The sequence below is a fragment of the Alkalimonas sp. NCh-2 genome (assembly GCF_039631345.1).
GTDB classification, from domain to species: domain Bacteria; phylum Pseudomonadota; class Gammaproteobacteria; order Enterobacterales; family Alteromonadaceae; genus Alkalimonas; species Alkalimonas mucilaginosa.
In genome coordinates this window covers 153051-173130 of the sequence record NZ_JBDIUV010000007.1, presented here as the reverse complement: position 1 = coordinate 173130, position 20080 = coordinate 153051, and the positions used below count along the sequence as shown (strand labels likewise).

Below are 20080 nucleotides of genomic sequence, written 5' to 3'. Positions count from 1 at the left end.
CACCACACAAGATGCGATCGTTTTAACCATGATTGACCTCCAGTATGGCACTGCGTAACCGGCCATGATGTTTCTCCAGTAATTGTTGCCCGCTGCGGATATCCAGCCCAGTGACAAGATGTAAAATAGCCAGTTTGGTTTGATGACCGGTTTTTTGCACCGCTTCACTGGCCTCTTGCAAAGTGCAGCCGGTTGCTTCAGCCACAATTCTTACTGCCCTGGCATAGAGTTTTTGATTGCTGGCACTCACATCCACCATCAGGTTTTGATACACCTTACCACAGCGGACCATACTGGCTGTAGTCAGCATATTCAGCACCATTTTTTGGGCCGTTCCCGACTTCATCCGGGTTGATCCCGTCAGCACTTCAGGGCCAACCACAGGACAAATGCTGATCGCAGCACAGCGGGTGACGGCAGAGCCCGGATTACAGGTTAGCGCGACTGTGGCCGCTCCCAGCTCACGCGCATACGTCAAAGCATGGGTCACATAAGGAGTACGGCCACTGGCCGCAATCCCGACCAGAACATCCTTGGCACTGAAATTGATTCGCTTTAAATCTGCGATACCAAGATTGCCATCATCCTCGGCTCCTTCCACCGCTTTATGAATGGCCGCATCACCACCGGCAATAATGCCAATGACCTGCTCGGGCGACACGCTAAAGGTTGGCGGACACTCAACGGCATCCAGTACACCTAAACGTCCGCTGGTTCCGGCACCAAGATAGACCAGACGCCCACCGTGCTGGAAGGCATCCACAATATGGTCGACTGCCTCTGCAATCTGCGGCAAGACCGCTTTAATCGCTGGGGCAATACGATGGTCTTCCGCATTAATGGTTTCCAGCAGTGCCAAAGATCCCAGCTCATCCAAATCCAAGGTGTACGGGTTCCGGCTTTCTGAAACTAACTGCTCCAGTTCATTCACCAGCTCTATATGATCATTCACTGCTCGTACCTTACGTTCAAATGTTTCAATAAAAATCTTTATAGCCAAACGGCTTAAATCCTTTGTTCAGCCAGCTTCCATTGTTGCTGCAGATCACGGCAAGGCTTCGCAGCGACGCAGATAAAGAACGCGATGAGCGTGCCAATGCATAATTGCCAGGTGAATCCCAGATCAAAGCGCCAGCCCTCAGGCAGGTATGCTTGCAAAGTGTATGGCTGCAATGCCAAAGGCACCATAAAACCGGCAATAAAGGCCCAGGTGACACTGGTTTTGCTGCCTCGATTGGTAAATAATGCGGTGAAATACACGCCCAATAACCCACTGTAGGAAAATACCATCACGCTCAGCGCAAAAGCCAGCAATGGCATATCCGAGCTTTTTTGCCAGTAAAAGCAGATAATGGCCATGCCTGAAAGAGCTAAGGCACTCAGAGTCATACCGGCCTGCCCTGCGAACACATAATGTTTTTCTGCAGGCTGAGCCTTCGAACCGCCCTGCTTTTGCTTTTCTAACCAGGGCCGGTAAAGATCCTGCACCAGCACCGATGACATCGCATTTAACCCGGAGTTGATGGTTGACAAAGCCGCAGCCACCACCCCAATAGTGACAAGGCCACGCACCCCACTTGGCATTTCATGCAATACATAAGACATAAAGACCGTTATTTTTTCGCCGGAGAAGCTGTCCGACATAGTCCCACCTTCGCTTAACATCAGATCCGGCCGCAGATAAAAGATGTACAGCAACATGCCAATAAAAATAAACAACAGCATCACCGGGATCACCATCACAATGGACCAGAGCAAGGCTTTTGAACCACTTTTCGCATCTTTGCACGACAACATCCGCTGAGTAATGTCCTGATCCAGTCCGAATGCAGCAATATTGAGCAAGGTAAAGCCAATCAGTGCGGACCAAAAGGTAAAAACCCCGGCGGAGGTAAAGTCCAGCCGAAAGTCAAACAGGGTTAATTTTGATAACTCACGATCATGCGGATGCGCCAATGCATCCATAATTTGCGAGAAATCTGCTGGGATGGCATACAATAATGACACTATCACTGCCAGGGCAGCAGAAACATACACGATGCACTGAATCACATCGCTGTAAATCACTGAGCGGATCCCCCCGACAAACGAATAGGCCAAGCCCGCCATGGTCAGTAACAGGATGGACAAAATCACACTACCGGCCGCAATATCGGCGAAAAGAATCATTGAAACTGCAATACCCGCCATATACAAGCGGGCACCGCTGGCAAACACACGCCCGAATAAGTACAGCACACTGGCTTGTGATTTGGAGCTTGCACCAAAACGTTGTTCGAGCAACTCGTACACGGTACCTACTTTGTACTGATAAAAACGGGGAATTAAAGCAACTGCGACCACATAAGCCGCAATAAAGGCTCCAATATTGGTCATTAAGTAACTGAAATCCCCCCGGAACCCTTGATCTGGTCCCCCTAGAAAGGTAGCAGCCGATTGCGAGGTGGCCAGTACAGAGACAGCCACCATCCAGATGGGCATTGAGTTTCCGGCAAGAAAGTAATCTCTGGCATTATTCGACGTGCGCTGACTAAAATACCAGCCAGTGAATGACATCAGTGCTATATAAACGCAGAAAGCCAGCCAATCTGGCCAATCGAATTGAGATGTCATGATCACCTTGCCTTTGTTCTGTGTACTTACGTAATCTTTTATACTATATTCTTACCGCATTAAAGAATAATTGATTACACAAGTCAAGTGACTAGGTAGTGATTCATTTCGGTATCGTCTGGAGGAAACCTTGAAACAAGCCAACTTTCTGAGTTTGCCTATACAACTCGTCGCTGCAAGCATACTGCTCGCATTGATGTCGCTAACAGCATGCAGTAAAGCCTACACAGAAGCACAATTGCGTGCAGATATCGCACAGAAGCTAATGATCGACATCCGCTACTTCTGTGATGATGGTACCGCTGCAGATCACTGCCGCACACCAGTAACAAGCTTGCCAGATGACATCCATCGCCTTATCAGCGAACACGCCATTGGTGGCGTCATCCTGTTCCGGGAAAACCTGCAAAGCATTGAACAGATTATTCAACTCAACCAGCAACTGCAGCAAGCGGCACAACAAAGCAGCTCAGCACAACCGCTCTTTATCGGCATAGACCAGGAAGGAGGCCGGGTTTTCAGAACGCCGCGTGAGCACAGCACTGCCTTTACCGGCAATATGGCCATAGGAGCGACCTACCCAGCCTATGGCACCCACTTTGCCAGGCAAAGTGGTAAGGTGCTTGGGGCAGAATTAAAAGCCTTGGGCATCAACCTGAACTTTGCTCCCACCGTAGATGTGAACAACAACCCGGCTAACCCGGTGATCAACGTCCGCTCTTACAGCGAAAATCCGCAGTTGGTGGCAGAACTTGGACTGGCCCAGCTAGTAGCAATGCAGCAACAAGGGGTGCTGGCCACCTTAAAGCATTTCCCTGGTCACGGTGATACCCATGTTGATAGCCATCATGGTTTACCCAAAGTAAGCCATCCACGCGCCCGTATTGATGCGGTCGAGCTGTTGCCATTTCGTTATGGCATTGCTCATGGTGATCCAGCCATGATCATGACGGCCCATATTCAGTTCCCAGCGCTGGATAACAGCACCCTGACAGACACTCAGGGCAACAGCCAATACCGGCCGGCGACCTTATCACGGGCCATCCTGACCGACTTGCTCCGAAACGAACTGGGTTTTCAAGGCCTGATTGTCACCGATGCGCTCGATATGGCAGGGATCAGTCACTTTTTCAGCCCCACTCAAGCGCTGATCGAAACCTTTCGGGCTGGTGCTGATATTGCGCTGATGCCCATCCGCTTGCACCACCCTGACGAGCTGAGCGGTTTAAGTCGGCTGATCGACGCTGTCGTCGCTGCGGTGCACAGTGGCGAGCTTTCCGCGACTGAAATTCGCCAGTCTGCCGAGCGTATCCGCCAGTACAAACAGCACTATCAGTTGACAGAGGCGCTCTCCGCGGATATCGATCAAAGCATCAGCAGGGCACAGACTTTACTTGGTAATGCGGAGCATCGGTTGATAGAGCAGCAACTGGCAGAAGCAGCCATCACTGTGGTACGCGGTGACCAGATCCCACTGGATGAGCAGATCACCAACCTGCTCTTAGTGATGCCCGAACGTTCTGGTTGCATGGCATTGCACCATGAATTGACCCAGGCGCGCCCATCCCTTCGTAGCACTTGCCTATCGCTGGATGACTACCATGCAGCTGCATTCAACAGCCAACTTCAGCATACAGATGCAGTGCTGGTTGGTAGTATTGTGCCAGCGGCCAGCCTGGTGGAGTTTGGTGGCATGTACGATCAGCAACCAACATCAGGTGAGCGTTTAAATCCACAGCAACAGCAGCAGTTGTTGCCGCAGTTGATCGCACAAGCGAAAGCGGCCGGGCAACAGGTGATTTTTGTGAGCCTGCGAACACCTTACGATATTTCATCGCTGGCAAAAGATGCTGATACAGTGCTGGCCGTATACGGCTATAACACCCACCTGGAGCAGAGTGATAACCAGCAACGGATAACAGGCCCGGCCTTTGCTGCATTGGCACGCGTTCTGACCGGGCAGGCACAGCCAGAAGGAAGGCTGCCAGTCAGCCTGGATTAGGAGGCTTTCAGCATGTTTCAACGATTGAGCAACTATGCCGACAGTATTTTGTCTGCTCTGCCTGCTAACCGATTACTGGCCATCGACACCTTTCGGGGCCTGACCATTACGGCCATGATTCTGGTGAATAATCCCGGCAGTTGGGGAGCCATCTATGCGCCCCTGAAACATGCAGATTGGCATGGCTGGACAGCTACGGATTTAATCTTTCCATTCTTCGTCTTTATTGTTGGGGTATCGATCCTGTTATCGGTCGGAGCACAGCAGGCTCGCGGGGTGGACAAAGCGGCCATGGTACGCCATGGCGCTAAGCGCATGCTCAAGCTGATTCTGCTGGGCTGGTTTCTCGCACTGTTTTACTACAATTTCCGCGACCCGTCGTTTAACTGGCTGACCGACCGCTTGCTGGAAATGCGGATCCCAGGCGTCTTGCAACGGCTAGGAGTCGTTTACTTTGCCACCCTGCTGATCGTACTGTGTTGTCCCAGACGTCATTACCCCGGCTGGGCCATCGGACTTTGCCTGCTATACAGCCTGCTGCTGTTGTGGGTACCCTACAGCGATGCGGAGGGTGTTCGTTACCAGGGCGAGCTAGTACCCGGCAACAACCTGGCTGCCTGGCTTGATACCCTGGTATTTGGCGCTAAGCATCTTTATACCGACAGCCAGCCCTTCGCTTCCGATCCGGAAGGCTTACTCAGCACCTTGCCGGCTATCAGCAGTTGCCTGACTGGCGTCATAGCGGCACAGTATCTGCACAGTAAAGCCACCTTAAACCAGAAAATTTTGGTACTGGCAGGCTCTGGTCTGATCCTGATAGTACTGGCGGAATTACTCAGTACCATCCTCCCCATCAATAAACCACTCTGGACCCCAAGCTACGTGCTGCTGAGTACAGGTTTCGCGTTGGTCATACTGGCGATTTGTCTCTGGCTGATTGATCGGCATAACTACCGCCGCTGGACGGCGCCTTTTGTTGTCTTTGGTGCCAATGCCATTGCTTTTTTTATGTTTGCCGGTGTGATGGCCCGCCTGTTCGGCTTAGTACCCTTGGGTGATCGTTCCGTGCAAAGCCTGCTCTATGGTGATCTGTTGCAGCCACTTTTGGGCAGCTACAATGGCTCGCTTGCTTATGCCCTGCTCTTTTTAGCCATGTCCTATCTGGTCATGCACTGGATGTACAAAAAGGGCTGGTTCTGGAAGGTATAAGTCACTGATGTTACTAAACAGGAAGCCACAGAACAGACAGCTTTCGCCCTCTTAGCCCCCTCTTAGACGGTCAGTCTGGTTAAAAAACTGGCCGTGCCATTTGACAACGGCCGAAAAATAATCAATTATTCATTCACTGCAGTTTATATAAAAATCTATTATTCATAAAACACAAAGAGCAAACACGGGGAGACAACATGCATACATCAACAGGATTCAGGGTTTCCATAGTTAGTGCGTCTGTGCTGTTAGCCTGCTCAAGCCTGGCAACAGCTGATACGGCAGAAGAAGACGGGGTTGAACGGATACAGGTCAGAGGCTTTGCCGCCTCGCAAGAGCGTAACCTCAATATCAAGCGATTCTCAGACGTTATTGTCGATGCAGTCACGGCAGAAGATGTAGGCAAGTTCCCGGATCAAACCGTGGCAGACTCACTGGCCCGCATCAGCGGTGTTCAGGTGGAAAAAAGCGACGGTGAAAGCGACCGGGTCAGCATTCGAGGCACCGCCCCCCATTTGAACCTGACATTACTGAATGGTCAGAATGTCGCTTCGGCAACGGCTTCAACCTCTATCCTGACGCCATCACGCGGCTTTAATTACTCCTTGCTTCCGGCCGAAGTGATTCAAACGCTGGAGGTGCATAAATCAGCCCAGGCTAAAATTGATGAAGGCTCACTTGGAGGCACTGTCATTGTCCGTACCCGCAATCCACTGGAGTTAGAGAGTAACTTTTTAGCTTTATCGGCCCGGATGGCCTATCAGGATAGCAGCAACAAGACCAGTCCACTGCTTTCTGGCTTTTATTCCTGGAAAAACGATAACGAAGACTTCGGCTTTAATGTCAGTGCCGTTTATAAAGAAAACAACATTCAGCGCGACAGCAAATTCACCGGTGGTTTAAGCCGTGTTGTGCGCGATGAGATGACCTATTTTGCTCCAGCCGAAGCCCGGGCATCGCGCTATGAATCAGCCCGCGATCTCACCACCCTGACAGCGGCATTCCAATACGCGCCAACCGCTGCCTGGTCGTTTACATTCAACAATTTATATTCCAAAGTTGATCAAGAGAACTATTCGGTTGCCAATGGTGCCTACTTAATTGGCAGCCCCAATGATATCCAGTTTAGCAACGCAGTTGGCAACCTGATTACCGATGGCCGGGTGTTGCCAAATGACAATGATGTCAATTGGGAGAAAGAGGCGTTGTACACAGCCAATTATCATTTAGGGGGCTATGAAACCAGGGTGCATGATTTACAAGCAGAGTACTCGGCGGACAACTACACCTTATCCTTCCAGTTTGGTTTTACCCGCGCCAAAGGGGATATCAAAGATGATCAGGTAGAGTTTCAGGCCGCCGCTGCTGCAGACTTTAGCATTGCCGGTGGCGATGTTTCCTATCGCTTTGACGATAGCTTAATGCCGGCCGATTACAATGGCCTCTATACCCACCGTAATCTAATTTCCAACACCCAGAAAGAAAGCTACTTCCAGGCCGATTTGAATTACCAACTGAGTGGCGGCTGGTTTACCTCCATTGATGCAGGGGTAAAATACCGCGCCCACAACAAAACCTCAGGTTTGTTTAAAGTGGTCTGGCACCCGGATGATCTTGGCGCAGCCCGCTTAAGCCAGTTTACCGATGGCAGCTTAATTCAGGACTTTTTTGCCCGGGGCACAGAGCAGCATGCACTCTATCAATTTAATCACGCCGCCTGGCAGCAATGGACGGCGGATACCACGCCACTGCGTGAGTACGATCATATGGAATATGCCTTTGACCTGACTGAAAATATTGGCAATGCCTACCTGCAGGGTAATTTTGCTATCGATAAGCTGCGCGGTAACATCGGTGTGCGCTATGCCCGCACCGAGCAAACCAGTGAAGGCTATGATTTTTGGATGCAATTCCCCTGGGCTCCGGAATCCTGGGTCTGGACTCCCGTGGTGGTGGAACGCAGCTACGACGATATCTTGCCAAGCCTGAACCTGAGTTACAGCCTGGAGGAAGATATCATCCTGCGCTTTGCTGCTGCCAAAGTTATCTCCCGGCCAGACTACGACTTACTCACCAGCCGTCGTGGTTACCGTAAGACTGCATTCCACAATCCACCCAACCCGGGCTTCCAGGGCAATCCGCACCTGGATCCGTATCGGGCCAATCAGTACGATCTATCGGCTGAATATTACTTCACCAGTGCATCCATTGTATCTGTTGCCTATTTCTACAAGGATATCAGCTCCTACATCGACGAGCAGTACTTCCCGGTGATGCTACCCGATGAGAACAACAATCTGGATGAGTACAACCTGCGCACGCCGGTGAATACCGAAGGAGGGGTGAATCAGGGCATCGAGTTAAACCTGCAGCATAATTTTGGCAACGGCTTTGGTGCCCTGGCCAACTACACCTATGCCGATGCCAAAATGAATGAAGAAGGCAAAGAGCTTCCCAACAACTCGCGCCATACCTACAACGCAACGGTTTATTACGATGAAGGCGATTGGTCGGCCCGGATCTCCTACAATTACCGCGACCGTTACTACGCCGGTATCATAGGTGAGCATCGTTGGTATCAAAGTGGTTACGGCCAGATTGATACCAATATCTCCTACCGGATCAATGAAAACTTTACGGCCATGCTGCAGGTGGTCAATTTAGGTGACGCCAAAGCAAAAGCGGAAGTTGGCGATGACGGCGCCCCATTCCGGATTAACCACTTTGGCCGTCGCATCTTTGCCGGTGTCAGTGCCAGGTTTTAAGCATCAGGCCACACGTAAAGCTGCCAGGCAGTTTTGCGTGTGGCTGCATAGTGCATAGACAGTGCTGCCCTCAGTCGCGGTGATGAATCTGTTGTGAGCCCGCTCAGCTCGAACAGAAATACCAGGCTACAGCCAGACGTACAGGCTTAATCTGCCAACCATTTATACATGACCAGCGCATCAATAAAGCCAAGCTCAGGATGGTTGAATGCGCGGGGCAATGTACCAACAACGGCAAAGCCCAGCTTCTGCCAAAGTCGTATCGCACCTTGATTGCTCGATGCTACAAAATTGAACTGCATCGCCAGATAGCCCAACTCTTTGGCTACCTGCTGTGAGTGCAAACACATGGCACTTGCCAACCCTCGCCCCCTGGCAGTTTCTGCCACCATGTAACCACAATTGCAGACATGGCTGCCAGGCCCAGCCTGGTTGGTTTTCAAATAGTAAGTGCCCAGGATTTGGCCCCCCTCTTCCGCCACAAAGGTTTGCCGTGGCGTTAGCAGCCACAGCTGCCTGGCTTCCTCTTTACTGATGTCTCTGGCAAAGGCATAGGTTTCGCCTGCTGCCGCAATGGCATGAAAAATTGGCCAAATCTGTTCGAAGTCGTCATGGGTAGCAAAACGAATGTTCATGTTTGAGGTTTCCAATCCAATAATCACAGCCGATTATACCGTTTAGGCAAGTCGAGGCCTTTCTAAAGACCCCGACTAGTTCAACCTAGTGCTGTAATCTTTGGGAAAGCTTCGTTACTGCATCTACCACGTTTTGTGCGTTGCTTTGTATTTGGTCAATCACGGCTCTTGCCTGGTTGACCAGCTCAGTCACTTCCTGGGTTTGTGCCTGGCTGCCTTGTATTAACTCGACCGCACTTGCAGCCAACTGCTGGTTTTTGCCGACTACATCCACAATTTCGACCGTGGCTGCGCTGGTGCGGGAGGCCAGTTGCCGAACTTCATCCGCGACCACGGCAAACCCCCGTCCTTGCTCACCGGCTCTGGCAGCCTCAATAGCAGCATTCAGTGCCAGCAAGTTGGTTTGATCCGCAATGCTACTAATGCTTTGAATAATGGTCCCAATCACTTCAGATTGCTTATCCAGGCCATGAATAATGTCAGCAGCTTTCCCCATCTCCACTTCAAGCTGTTGCAGCATCGCAGCGGTCTCACTCACCACCCTGATCCCTTCCTGAGTGCTGCTATCCGTTTGCCTGGAGCTGTCAAACGCAACCTTTGCGGTGGCGGTCACGTCACGCTCTTGCTCGACTTCATCCGTAATCAAAGTGGCAAACTTAACCACCTTGTGGTACTCACCCTGGACATTTTTGATCGGGTTGTAAGAGGCTTGCAGCCACACTTCTCTGCCAGCACTGTCAACACGAGCGTAACGCTCTGAAAAAAACTGACCACTGCGTAAACGTTGCCAGAACTGTTGATAATCTTTGTGATTGTATATTTCAGGCGCACAAAACATCCGGTGATGCTTGCCTTTAATGTCTTCCAACCGATACCCCATAGCATTTAAGAACAAGTCGTTGGCAGTTAACACATGGCCATCCATATCAAACTCAATCATGGCGGTCGAGCGCAGCATCGCTTTTATCACACTTTCAAACTGATGCGATGCTTCAATGGTTCGGGTCAAATTCGTTGCATAAACTTCAAAACGCTCCAGCTTGTCATCCAGGTTCCTTACCGGGCAGACAGCAGCACGCAACCAAAATTGCTGACCATTGGCATTTGCAATTTGCCAGGCACCGATCCAGACTTTGCCTTCACTGAGTGCCGCGACCAGTTTCTTGTAATGATCCGTGCTACGAAGCGCTGCAGGGACCAGTTCTTTCATAGGCTTTCCTTGTACTTGCGTACCTGAAAGGCCAATCTCCTGCTCAAAGTTTTGATTTACGGATACAACCTGACCATTGCTGGTTAAATCCAACCGCAACATCTCGGCACTGACAGCGACGCTGATTTGCTTTAATGAAGCAATTTCTTGCTGCAACGACTCATTTTCCAAGCGTAATTTTTTTACACCAAACATCGTTATCCATGCCTTCGAAAAATTAATTATTCGCTCAGCATGGTAAAAGCCGCTACATTAGTCAAGGAGTTTAAAGCTGTTGAGCAAAGCGTAAAACATTGCCAATAACGACACCGCTCAGCACGGTCTGTATTCGACATAGGAGCAGCACATGCCTAAAGCAACTGCGCCCCAAAATGCGGCTCGTCGCCACTTTTTAAAACTAGTGGCGGGCTCAGGTTTAATCGTCAGCACCACCATGCTGCCTGGCCTGGCATTTGCTGGCCAGCGCTTTCGACCCGGTTTGCAGTTATATACCGTCCGGGAGCTGATGCAGCAAGATGCACGCAGCACCTTACAGCTGATTGCCAACCTTGGTTACCAAGAGGTAGAGTTTGCCGGCCTGTTCGATCACCCCGCCAGCACCCTCGCCACATGGTTAACAGACTTTAAGCTCCGTGCACCAGCCGGGCATACCCAGTTGCAGCCCTTACTAAGTTCACCCAGCAAAATTTTGGAAGAAGCACTGACCTTAGGGCATAGCTACGTGGTGCTTGCCTACCTGCACGATCATGAGCGTGCCGATGGGCTAAGCAGCTACCTGTCCCTGGCAGAGCAGTTAAACCGGATTGGTGAACAGTTTCAGGCAGCAGGGGTACAACTTGCCTACCACAATCATGACTTTGAATTTGTACCAACCAACGGCACCACACCTTATGAGGTATTGCTGCAGCAAACCAGTGCAGACAGCCTTAAAATGGAACTGGATATTTACTGGGCCGCCAAAATGCAGGTCGATATGCCATCCCTCTTCCGGCAGCATCCCGGCCGCTTCCCGCTCTGGCACTTGAAAGATATGGCTGCCGATGGTGGCTTTGCAGACCTCGGCCAAGGCATCATTGATTTTGCCCCCATTGCAGCACAAAGCAGCCTGGCGGGTTTGCAGCATGCTTTTGTTGAAAGAGATCACACCGACGACCTGCAAACGACCCTGGAGCAGGGGCTAAAAGGCTTTCACAAGATCCTGTTGTGAGTGTTACTGCAACGTGCAGTTACAACAATGCAGTCTCGAAGTTCCGGTACCGTGTTATCGGGCATGGATGATACACGGGCGTATTGATCAGCTTTGCATCCCCTTGCCTTTGATACCAGCGACGATAGTGTGTATGCTTATTATTTATACAGCTGTATTAGATAATTCAGCAATAATGACCAAACCAAGGAAGATTGCATGATGTCATTTAGATACTCCTATTCAAAACGCCCTTTACTTTTACCTTTAATTATTGCGCTGACCGGACTACTCCTATTCAGTTATGGCGCTAAGGCCGATAAGCGCCAGGACGTCGACGGCGCTGGTGATCATCCCGCGGTGAAACGAGTCGCGGGATCATTTATTCGTACTTTTGAAAGAGACGACTTTGCACAAATCATGCTACCGGCAGGAACGCTGGACTTAAGAACCAGAGCCTACTCTGCAGATTTGACCGTAGAAGGCGAGCATCTGAGAATGATCTACGAGTTTACAGATCCTGATATCAGCCCTTTGCGGGTCCATCGCAGTTATCTTCATACATTAGAAGAGCAGGGTTTTGACATCTTGTTTCGTGGTGAGGGTGATGAGCTGGTAAGCGCCGGACGCAGTGCTAACTTCCTGACTCAACACCGGCACCTCGCTGCCAATGGCCCGATTCAGGTTCGGGATCATGTCTATTACATTTTGGCGCAAAAGCCAGCTGAAGCACTTACGGTCAGTGTTTCAACTTACCTGTTTGCCGGTAACAACCCCCGAGGTACTGGCGTGACTGTGAATGTAGTGACTGAAGAAGCCATGGATGTCAGTATGGAGCACCGGCCACTGACATCGAACGAAATGGCAGACAGTCTGATAGAAAGTGGCCGCGTTGCCATCCAGGATATACTCTTTGCATTTGACAGCGATGAGATTTTGCCAGAATCTGCCGATAGCCTGAGCACCATCGCTACCTTGCTGCAGGAACAACCTGAGTTGAGGCTGCTGGTGGTTGGCCATACTGATGATGTTGGTGACTTTGACTACAACCTCAGGCTTTCACTACAACGTGCAACCGCAGTGGTCAGCTACTTACAACAACGGCATAACGTCGACTCGGCCCGGTTACAAGCCTCCGGGGCTGGCATGATGGCGCCAATTGCCAGCAACCGGAACGAAGCTGGCCGCAGCTTGAACCGGCGCGTTGAACTGGTTGAAATCAGAGCACGTTAGTGCTCTTAAAATATTCTAAAAGGTCGATATCTATTCTAATCACCTTATGGTTCTGTTAGGCTTGTTAGTAATTGAACGAATGACATGACGCTATGCTCTCTCAGATACACCGAAAACTTCATAACAGTCGCATCTTTTGTGCGCTGCTATTGTGTGTTTTCGTCACATGCTGGGGTAGCAGTGCAAAAATCTGGCAAAACCTCCTTAATCTGAGTACAACTGCGTCGGCAACTTATACAGCTGATTCACAGGCTTTGGCTGACACGCAAAAAAGCACCATTGCTTCGCAGAGCGATGGGAAGTACTCAGTCAACACTGAAGGCTGTGACAAAACCTCCTATCTACCCACTCAGGCTCAACAGGACTTGTCTGATTTTGTCGCCATCCTTTTTATTGTGTTATTGCTGTTTGCTGGTGTATTCCGCCCCCAAAAGCCGCGCAGACTTAAACCATTCTGGCGTCCGAAACGACGCACGCACTCCGTATTTTGTTGCTTCCTGGAATAGATAGCTGGCTTAAAAACCACGCTTTTATCTTTTTTCAGGAGAAAATCACATGTATCACCTTTATCCGCTCTGGCGTAAGCCATGGGTGTTGTTTGGGCTTATTGGCAGCATATTCTATAGCGCGAGCGCTCTGACTAAACCTCCCAGCACAGGGTGGCTAACAACAGCTGAAGCACCTCATTTATCAGTAAAATTAACGCTAACCGGCGACTATGATGCATCCTCTGCTGTCTTACCTGCACTCTTGCAGGTCGCGTTGGATGACGACTGGAAAACCTATTGGCAGGCGCCTGGTGAAGGTGGTATTCCACCTTCGTTTCAATGGTCGGACTCAAAAAACCTGGCCGACATTCATTGGTTCTGGCCGGCACCATCACGTTATTTTGTTCAGGGTTTTGCCACTCAGGGGTATCAGCAAAGCGTTACTTTTCCGCTGAAACTGGAAGTCACGCCCGGTGCAACCTCAGCCGTTTTGCAAGGCGTTCTCACCATGCCAAGCTGCACCACAATCTGTGTATTAACAGACTTTGAACTGGAGATTCCGGTAGATTTAGCTTCGCTGCAAGCTGATGAAGAGCAGATGTTCCTGTTTAACCAGGCAATGAGTCAGGTACCGCAACCACTTGCGGATGTGCACATTAAGCAAGCTGGCATCACCGACAAGCCAGGACAAATCTACATGCAGCTGGCACGAGAGCATGGCTGGACAACCCCTGAATTGTTTATTCATAGCAATGAAGATGAGTTGTCTGAAGTAGTGTACGAGGTTGCACCTGCCAACATATCAGGCAGAGAGCTCAGTGTAGTTGTGAGTGCCAGCCACTGGTTGAGTTTGCCCGATCTGACGGACAAAACGCTTTATGTCACAGTCACCGACAAAGCATTCGCTGCTGAGTATCCGATTACCTTAACCGCGGTAACGTCTGCACCTCTGGATAGTCAACGATCACTGCTCTTGGTTGTACTATTAGCCCTTGCTGGTGGCTTGGTCCTGAATATCATGCCCTGTGTATTACCAGTACTTGGGATAAAACTGCAGAGTTTGCTGCTGAACAAACCGACACAAAGTAGCACTATCAGAAAGCAGTTTCTGGCTTCCGCAATGGGTATTGTCACCTCGTTCTGGCTTTTAGCCCTGGCACTTAGCTTGCTGAAATGGTCGGGTGAAAGCATCGGCTGGGGTATTCAATTCCAAAACCCTTACTTTATTGCCGGGATGGTAGGTGTCACCTGGTTATTTACTTTAAATCTGGCAGGCGCTTTTGAGGTTCGTTTACCGGGCTCTTTAGGTAGCTGGGCAGCAACAAAAGGCAACAATAGCTACGCCGGTCACTTTTTGCAGGGCATGTTGGCCACATTATTAGCCACACCCTGCACCGCGCCCTTTTTGGGTACAGCAGTTGCTTTTGCACTTTCAGCGGACATTATCACCATAGTACTTATATTTACCGCGCTGGGAATAGGCATGGCGTTACCCTGGTTACTACTCGCTGCTTTGCCACAATTAGCCGCATGGCTCCCTAAACCGGGTCGCTGGATGCTGTGGGTAAAGCCGTTTTTCGCGGTCATGATGTTTGCAACCAGCTTATGGTTACTTAGCTTACTAACGCCTTTTATTAGCACCACAACCTTTACGCTACTAGTGGTCACCTTAGGTGTGGTTACCTTGTTTATACTAGGAAGAACCTATGGACTAAAAATCATTATCTACCTGTTTAGCGCACTTGCATTACTAGGAGCAGCATCAGGTATCGTACTCCTGCTTACTACGGAAAGTTGGCAGCAGGTATTACCAGCTGATCATGACTGGGAGCCTCTGTCTGACGAGTATATTCATACTGCTGTCACTGCTGGTAACGTGGTGTTTGTTGATATCACTGCAGATTGGTGCATTACCTGTAAAGCAAACAAAATTGGCGTCTTGCTACAACAACCCGTGCACAGCGCGCTGGCAGAGCCGGGTATCGTTCGGATACGCGGTGACTGGACAGTTCGCAACCCAGCTATCAGCCATTATCTACAAAGTAACAACACCTTCGGCGTTCCCTTTAATAAAGTGTATGGCCCTGGTGCGCCTGAAGGTATTGCCTTACCTACCCTTTTAACCACTGACGTGGTCATTCAAGCATTGGAGCAAGCCCATGACCAAGCCAAATAACCAAAACAGCCCGACAAACCGCTGGCTACGCCGCCTGATTGGGTTTTGTCTTTATAGTGTGTTGTTATTCGCGCTGGTGCTGGCACTGGATTTGTACCGCAATCGGCTGGTCCCTGAATCGTTACCGGTACAACAGCTACTTATGGATATTCAGGGCAAGGGACATAATGTGCAGAGCCTTAGCTACGAAGGACCTGTGTTGGTTTATTTCTGGGCCACCTGGTGTCCGGTTTGTCAGTTGACTTCACCAGTCATTGACGGCTTTAACGATAACTATCCAGTGGTTAGTATCGCCCTGCGCTCAGGTGATAACAAGAAACTACACCACTATATGACAGCTAAAGATTACCACTTCCCGGTGATAAACGACCAGGATGGTCTGCTTACTGAACAGTGGCAAGTGGGTGTAACACCAACCATTGCGTTGGTAGTCAATGGTCAGATTGTCTGGGTCACATCCGGGGTTACGACGTCTCTGGGCTTAAAGGCCCGCATCTGGTTTTACAAACATTTTAACTAACATAAGGTCTGTCTCTATGAAAAATTTTTTATTGACGCTGTGCACCATAGGTGGCTTGCAACTTAGCATCGCTTCACCACTTCAGGCTCAAAGCTTAACTGTGCAACAGCAACGCGAACTTAGTGAGATTAATACCATGCTAAGCGCCAACCCGATGCTGATAAACAGCATGCATCAGGGACTGAATAATTATCTGGTACAGAGAACAGAAAAAAACGCATTTTTAGCTGAAAATCAGGACTGGCTTTTCAATAACTCCGTTCATCCAGTGACAGGGGATGCAAACGCTGCCCATCAAATTATTGTATTTACCGACTATGATTGCCCCTTTTGTAAGCGACTGGAACCAGAGCTGGAAAAGTTAATTGAAAAACATCCGACAATACAGGTCATTAATATCCTGGTTCCATTACGCCAACAGAAGCCTGCAGGTGCAAGAACCAGCTCGGCTTTATTAGCGCTGGATTTATGGCTCAGCGACAAAACGCAATTTGGACAAGCACATCAATTGTTAATGAAAAAATCAGGGCTTCATACAGCAGAATCTTTAAGACACATAATTACCAGTACTGGCAATGATGCATGGTTAACTGCCTCAGCAGAAAGCCAGCAAATTGTAGAGCGCAACATGGCTGTTTTTACTGGCTTTGGGCTCCGTGGGACCCCTGCGATTATGATCGGTGAACAAGTTATACCGGGCTTTGTACCTTACCCAAAACTACTTGAGGTTGCAGAACATGAGTTTACGTTGAGGTAATACTCAAGAAAGGCTGACATAATGACACCAACTGCCAGCAACAGGAATGAAGCTGGCCGCAGCTTGAACCGGCGCGTTGAACTGGTTGAAATCAGAGCACGTTAGTGCTCTGATTTCAAAGGGCCAAAGCATCCGTATTCAAAGCAATCTTTGCTCAGTATCTTGACGAAATTAAGGATATTTAATCCTCAACTGACAGAACTTAGTTGAACTGCAGAAGCCAATACAACTCTGTTTGAATGCGCAGAAATAAAAGACCCAGCTGAAACAATCACGTACATATGAAAATTGTATAACTGGGTAATCATCCCTGAAAATAACTGACATCAAAAGTAGAAAGTTGTTATGAGTATGGCGAACTCGGCTTCGGCGACAAAAGACAGTGAGCCTTCCAGTTGTTGTAACTGTGGTTAGTTGTGTCGCAGGGAATGGTATTCGCACAAAAGCAAATTGTTTAGTATTGAAACGAAAACGATAAAATAGAAACAAGCTTTGAAGTGATTGGTGCCTAGGGTCGGACTCGAACCGACACGTTGTCGCCAACGGTGGATTTTGAATCCACTGCGTCTACCAATTTCGCCACCCAGGCACTGGGGGAAAACGCAGTCATTATACGATGGCTTTTGTCACACGCAAGCAATTTATCCATCGCCTGCATTGTTTGCCGATAAAATCACCGCCTTTTGTGCGCGCTGCGCTTCAGAACAGCTTATCGCCATGTATCTGGGGTGAACCAGAGCTCAGGATCAGCTACCGGGGCGCTGGTTGGCAAATGAGGATTTTCCAACCGGATCAGACGCCTGCCCGGCAAATTAGCTCGTTCAATAGCTGTGTGGTTGTAGCGATAGAAGATTTCATTAAAGCTGCCGTTGGCGATCATTCTGCGCATACCAAGCTCCAGACGCTCAGCCAGCTCCTGGTTGGATGGGTGCACAAAAAAATAATAAGGCCAGGGGTAATACAGCAAGAGCTCTTCATCGATGGTCAGGTTAGGGAATGTTGACTGTCGCACTTCCAGTTCGGCAAAAGCTTCAGCCAGCCCTCTGGGGAAAATATCAAAGCGATCTCGGGCCAGCATGGCGAATAAATCATCGTATGGCCCTGTCACTACGCGTAGGCCGTTGTAACGGTAAACTTCTGTATCCAACCAGCCAGCACCCTGCCCGATCACCAGCTGGCGTAACTCCGCCAGGTTACTTATGCTCTGCAACCTCTGCTGCTGTTGTTTGTTCACCAGGCAAAGACGATAACTGAGCAGGCCTTTACGCAATGGAATGCGCACCGGCAATAGTTCGTCTTCCAGTTGTAAGGAGGTCGGACTCCACAGCAAATCCAGCTCTTGCGTTTGCTTAAGCAGCGCCCGGCTACGACTTTCGGTAAGTTGAACAGGAAAGGGCTGCAGTTCAAAAGGCCCATACTCGGGCTTGGTGAGCTCGAGTGCTAGCTGCAGTATCTCCATCACATCGGCAAAGCGGATATCCTGCTCGCTTTCTGCTGCCGGGTAAACAATGGTGGTCATAGCCTGCAAAGGAAAGATCAGACTAAACAACACAGTGCTCCAGATAATCCGCATCATACACCTGCGGCTAAACATTTACCCGGAGCAGATTGCTCAATACCTGTTCGCTTTCCCATAAGGTCGCTCGCATCACTTCGATGCTTCTACTATAGCCCAGTTGGCAACATCTGGCTGCTGGTAGTGCCCAACGGTGTGGGGGCTATCACCGCCACTGCACTAAAGCGGCTCAAATTGCCTCCTGCTGAAACACTCGCACAGTTATACCTTTGGTTGTGGCGGAATTATAAAACGTCTTATTACATTCACAAAACAAGCATAATCAATACCTTATACTTGCAATATGCTCCGTGACTTTACAGCTGGCATACAAGCTGCTGCCTGTCGCTATCCACGTCTGTTCGCAACCCCCAAGGAGCTGAGTGATGAGCCGATTCCAACAACGCAACCATCCGCTGCGCGACTTGCTGGATCAAGAACTGCGCCAGCGCACTTTCCCTGCCCTGCAGGCGCCCTGCCGGCTGTGTCAGTTTGTACTGACGGTCAGCCCAAGCAGCCGCAGTACCGAATTTTCGCAGATGCAGCAATTGGCTGCACAACAAGGGGCGCAACTGAAAGAAAGTGACAACGATCTGAATCTGTCCTTATTTGGCGCTACCTTACGCTGGGAAAAGCATGGCGAGTTCTCCAGCTATACCTTTATTCAACCGGGCAGTGGCACTGAGTTCTTTGATGATCCACTGGATTTCCTGCCCGCCAAAGACTGGTTGGAACCTTTTCCTGGCCAGGTATTCCGGGTGATACAGCTGAGTGTGCTGGACAGTAACAGCAGCACCCAAGAGCAGGACATTGCGGCGCTGTTCAATCCGGATCATTGCATCAGCAGTTATCTGGCCGAGCAAAAAGCCCGCATCTGGACCGACTTTCAAAAGCATGCCGAAGGTGCGGGCCGGATGCTGATGCAAGATTGTGGTTTAAGCCCGGCTCAGCTGGGCCGGCTGGTACAGCAATTGTTTGATCTGGGCAATTACCGCAAGCTCTCCCTGCTGGGCTGGCCATTGGCCCGTAAAGCCATTGGGCAACTGAATACGCTGGAGCAGCAACTGTCTTACATCACCAAACGCATTGAACAGGCTGAAGAGCAGGATGAGTCGCTGCTGGCAGAACTCACCCGGATGGCGGCGCAGACTGAACATCTGATTGCCGAGAACAGTTCACGGCTGCAAGCCAGTGCGGCTTACTACCAGTTGGCACTGGATAGAATTAAAAGCCTGAATGAAACGCCGATTGATGGCCTGCTGTCGCTGCAGGATTTTACCGAGCGCAGGCTAACGCCGGCGTTTCGTACCAGCGAGTCGGTGCTGTTTCGCCAGCAAGGCCTCTCCAACCGGCTGGGGCGCTGCACCGAGCTGCTGCGCACCCGTATCAGTCTGAAACTGGAACAGCAAAACCAGCAGTTGCTGGCATCAATGGATCAACGCGCCCGACTGCAACTGAAGCTGCAGCATATGGTGGAAGGGTTGTCGGTGGTTGCCATCAGTTACTACGCCATGCAGCTGTGCCAGCATGGCATTCGTGCCTTGCAGTATTGGTGGCCGGAGCTAAATAGCGAGCTGTGGCACAGTCTGAGCCTGCCGCTGGTGATCAGCAGCGTGGCCTTGCTGCTGTATGCGTTTCGCCGGCGCTTAAAGCGCGCTGAAAGGATGCAACAGCCATGAACAGATTTCGCAGTAAGGGCGGCTATGCTACACTCTGGCGCATCGAAAACTG

Annotated in this window: 14 protein-coding genes and 1 tRNA gene; 9 read left to right on the top strand and 6 right to left on the bottom strand. The window is 50.1% G+C overall.

Translation table 11 applies throughout. The features are described from left to right. Positions 1-22: 22 nt before the first annotated feature. Together murQ and ABC502_RS16550 are read right to left on the bottom strand one after the other, a co-directional pair. A complete protein-coding gene (murQ, locus tag ABC502_RS16555; protein WP_345916688.1) occupies positions 23-952 on the bottom strand; it encodes an N-acetylmuramic acid 6-phosphate etherase in 930 nt (309 codons plus the stop codon). A gap of 53 nt (positions 953-1005) precedes the next feature. Continuing rightward, entirely contained in the window at positions 1006-2613 is a 1608-nt protein-coding gene (locus ABC502_RS16550; protein WP_345916687.1) for a sodium:solute symporter, read from the bottom strand. 238 nt (positions 2614-2851) lie between these two features. On the opposite strand from ABC502_RS16550, the gene ABC502_RS16545 reads away from it, so the two are divergent. The 3 genes from ABC502_RS16545 to ABC502_RS16535 all read left to right on the top strand — a co-directional run bounded on the left by ABC502_RS16545 (position 2852) and on the right by ABC502_RS16535 (position 8589). Further along, positions 2852-4615, top strand: coding sequence for a glycoside hydrolase family 3 protein (locus ABC502_RS16545; RefSeq protein WP_345916686.1), 1764 nt, complete (start codon positions 2852-2854; stop codon positions 4613-4615). A gap of 12 nt (positions 4616-4627) precedes the next feature. Further along, a complete protein-coding gene (locus ABC502_RS16540) occupies positions 4628-5824 on the top strand; it encodes a heparan-alpha-glucosaminide N-acetyltransferase domain-containing protein (RefSeq protein ID WP_345916685.1) in 1197 nt (398 codons plus the stop codon). Positions 5825-6021: 197 nt separating this feature from the next. Then, complete coding sequence (locus ABC502_RS16535; RefSeq protein ID WP_330088580.1) at positions 6022-8589, top strand: TonB-dependent receptor; 2568 nt, start codon at positions 6022-6024, stop codon at positions 8587-8589. 146 nt (positions 8590-8735) lie between these two features. Here the strand turns inward: ABC502_RS16535 and ABC502_RS16530 are convergent, their stop codons facing one another. Together ABC502_RS16530 and ABC502_RS16525 are read right to left on the bottom strand one after the other, a co-directional pair. Further along, positions 8736-9224, bottom strand: coding sequence for a GNAT family N-acetyltransferase (locus tag ABC502_RS16530; RefSeq protein ID WP_330088579.1), 489 nt, complete (start codon positions 9222-9224; stop codon positions 8736-8738). A gap of 85 nt (positions 9225-9309) precedes the next feature. Then, positions 9310-10629, bottom strand: coding sequence for a PAS domain-containing methyl-accepting chemotaxis protein (locus ABC502_RS16525; protein ID WP_345916684.1), 1320 nt, complete (start codon positions 10627-10629; stop codon positions 9310-9312). Positions 10630-10780: 151 nt separating this feature from the next. Between ABC502_RS16525 and ABC502_RS16520 the strand changes: the two genes are divergently transcribed. From ABC502_RS16520 to ABC502_RS16500, 5 genes are all read left to right on the top strand, one after another. After that, complete coding sequence (locus ABC502_RS16520; RefSeq protein WP_345916683.1) at positions 10781-11641, top strand: sugar phosphate isomerase/epimerase; 861 nt, start codon at positions 10781-10783, stop codon at positions 11639-11641. A 198-nt stretch (positions 11642-11839) separates the two neighbouring features. Further along, positions 11840-12853 (top strand): OmpA family protein, encoded by a 1014-nt coding sequence (locus tag ABC502_RS16515; RefSeq protein WP_345916682.1) that lies wholly within the window; start codon positions 11840-11842, stop codon positions 12851-12853. Between the two features lie 555 nt (positions 12854-13408). Further along, a complete protein-coding gene (locus tag ABC502_RS16510; RefSeq protein ID WP_345916681.1) occupies positions 13409-15517 on the top strand; it encodes a protein-disulfide reductase DsbD domain-containing protein in 2109 nt (702 codons plus the stop codon). Then, positions 15501-16037 (top strand): protein disulfide oxidoreductase, encoded by a 537-nt coding sequence (locus ABC502_RS16505; protein WP_345916680.1) that lies wholly within the window; start codon positions 15501-15503, stop codon positions 16035-16037. Before ABC502_RS16510 ends, ABC502_RS16505 begins: the two co-directional genes overlap by 17 nt. 16 nt (positions 16038-16053) lie before the next feature. Continuing rightward, positions 16054-16794 (top strand): thioredoxin domain-containing protein, encoded by a 741-nt coding sequence (locus tag ABC502_RS16500; protein WP_345916679.1) that lies wholly within the window; start codon positions 16054-16056, stop codon positions 16792-16794. A gap of 502 nt (positions 16795-17296) precedes the next feature. Here the strand turns inward: ABC502_RS16500 and ABC502_RS16495 are convergent. Both ABC502_RS16495 and ABC502_RS16490 read right to left on the bottom strand, forming a co-directional pair. Further along, a tRNA-Leu gene (locus tag ABC502_RS16495) sits at positions 17297-17383 on the bottom strand. Between the two features lie 120 nt (positions 17384-17503). Then, positions 17504-18367 (bottom strand): amino acid ABC transporter substrate-binding protein, encoded by an 864-nt coding sequence (locus tag ABC502_RS16490; RefSeq protein ID WP_345916678.1) that lies wholly within the window; start codon positions 18365-18367, stop codon positions 17504-17506. Positions 18368-18735: 368 nt separating this feature from the next. Here ABC502_RS16490 and ABC502_RS16485 point away from each other — a divergent pair, with 368 nt between their 5' ends. After that, positions 18736-20028, top strand: coding sequence for a DUF3422 domain-containing protein (locus ABC502_RS16485; RefSeq protein ID WP_345916677.1), 1293 nt, complete (start codon positions 18736-18738; stop codon positions 20026-20028). Positions 20029-20080: the final 52 nt, after the last annotated feature.

Excerpts from the sequence above, each read along its gene's own strand:
- ABC502_RS16500 (WP_345916679.1), top strand. The coding sequence starts at position 16,054 with ATGAAAAATTTTTTATTGACGCTGTGCACCATAGGTGGCTTGCAACTT.
- ABC502_RS16540 (WP_345916685.1), top strand. The coding sequence starts at position 4,628 with ATGTTTCAACGATTGAGCAACTATGCCGACAGTATTTTGTCTGCTCTG.
- ABC502_RS16535 (WP_330088580.1), top strand. The coding sequence starts at position 6,022 with ATGCATACATCAACAGGATTCAGGGTTTCCATAGTTAGTGCGTCTGTG.
- ABC502_RS16550 (WP_345916687.1), bottom strand. The coding sequence starts at position 2,613 with ATGACATCTCAATTCGATTGGCCAGATTGGCTGGCTTTCTGCGTTTAT.
- ABC502_RS16525 (WP_345916684.1), bottom strand. The coding sequence starts at position 10,629 with ATGTTTGGTGTAAAAAAATTACGCTTGGAAAATGAGTCGTTGCAGCAA.
- ABC502_RS16490 (WP_345916678.1), bottom strand. The coding sequence starts at position 18,367 with ATGCGGATTATCTGGAGCACTGTGTTGTTTAGTCTGATCTTTCCTTTG.
- ABC502_RS16530 (WP_330088579.1), bottom strand. The coding sequence starts at position 9,224 with ATGAACATTCGTTTTGCTACCCATGACGACTTCGAACAGATTTGGCCA.
- ABC502_RS16520 (WP_345916683.1), top strand. The coding sequence starts at position 10,781 with ATGCCTAAAGCAACTGCGCCCCAAAATGCGGCTCGTCGCCACTTTTTA.
- ABC502_RS16515 (WP_345916682.1), top strand. The coding sequence starts at position 11,840 with ATGATGTCATTTAGATACTCCTATTCAAAACGCCCTTTACTTTTACCT.
- ABC502_RS16505 (WP_345916680.1), top strand. The coding sequence starts at position 15,501 with ATGACCAAGCCAAATAACCAAAACAGCCCGACAAACCGCTGGCTACGC.
- ABC502_RS16510 (WP_345916681.1), top strand. The coding sequence starts at position 13,409 with ATGTATCACCTTTATCCGCTCTGGCGTAAGCCATGGGTGTTGTTTGGG.
- ABC502_RS16485 (WP_345916677.1), top strand. The coding sequence starts at position 18,736 with ATGAGCCGATTCCAACAACGCAACCATCCGCTGCGCGACTTGCTGGAT.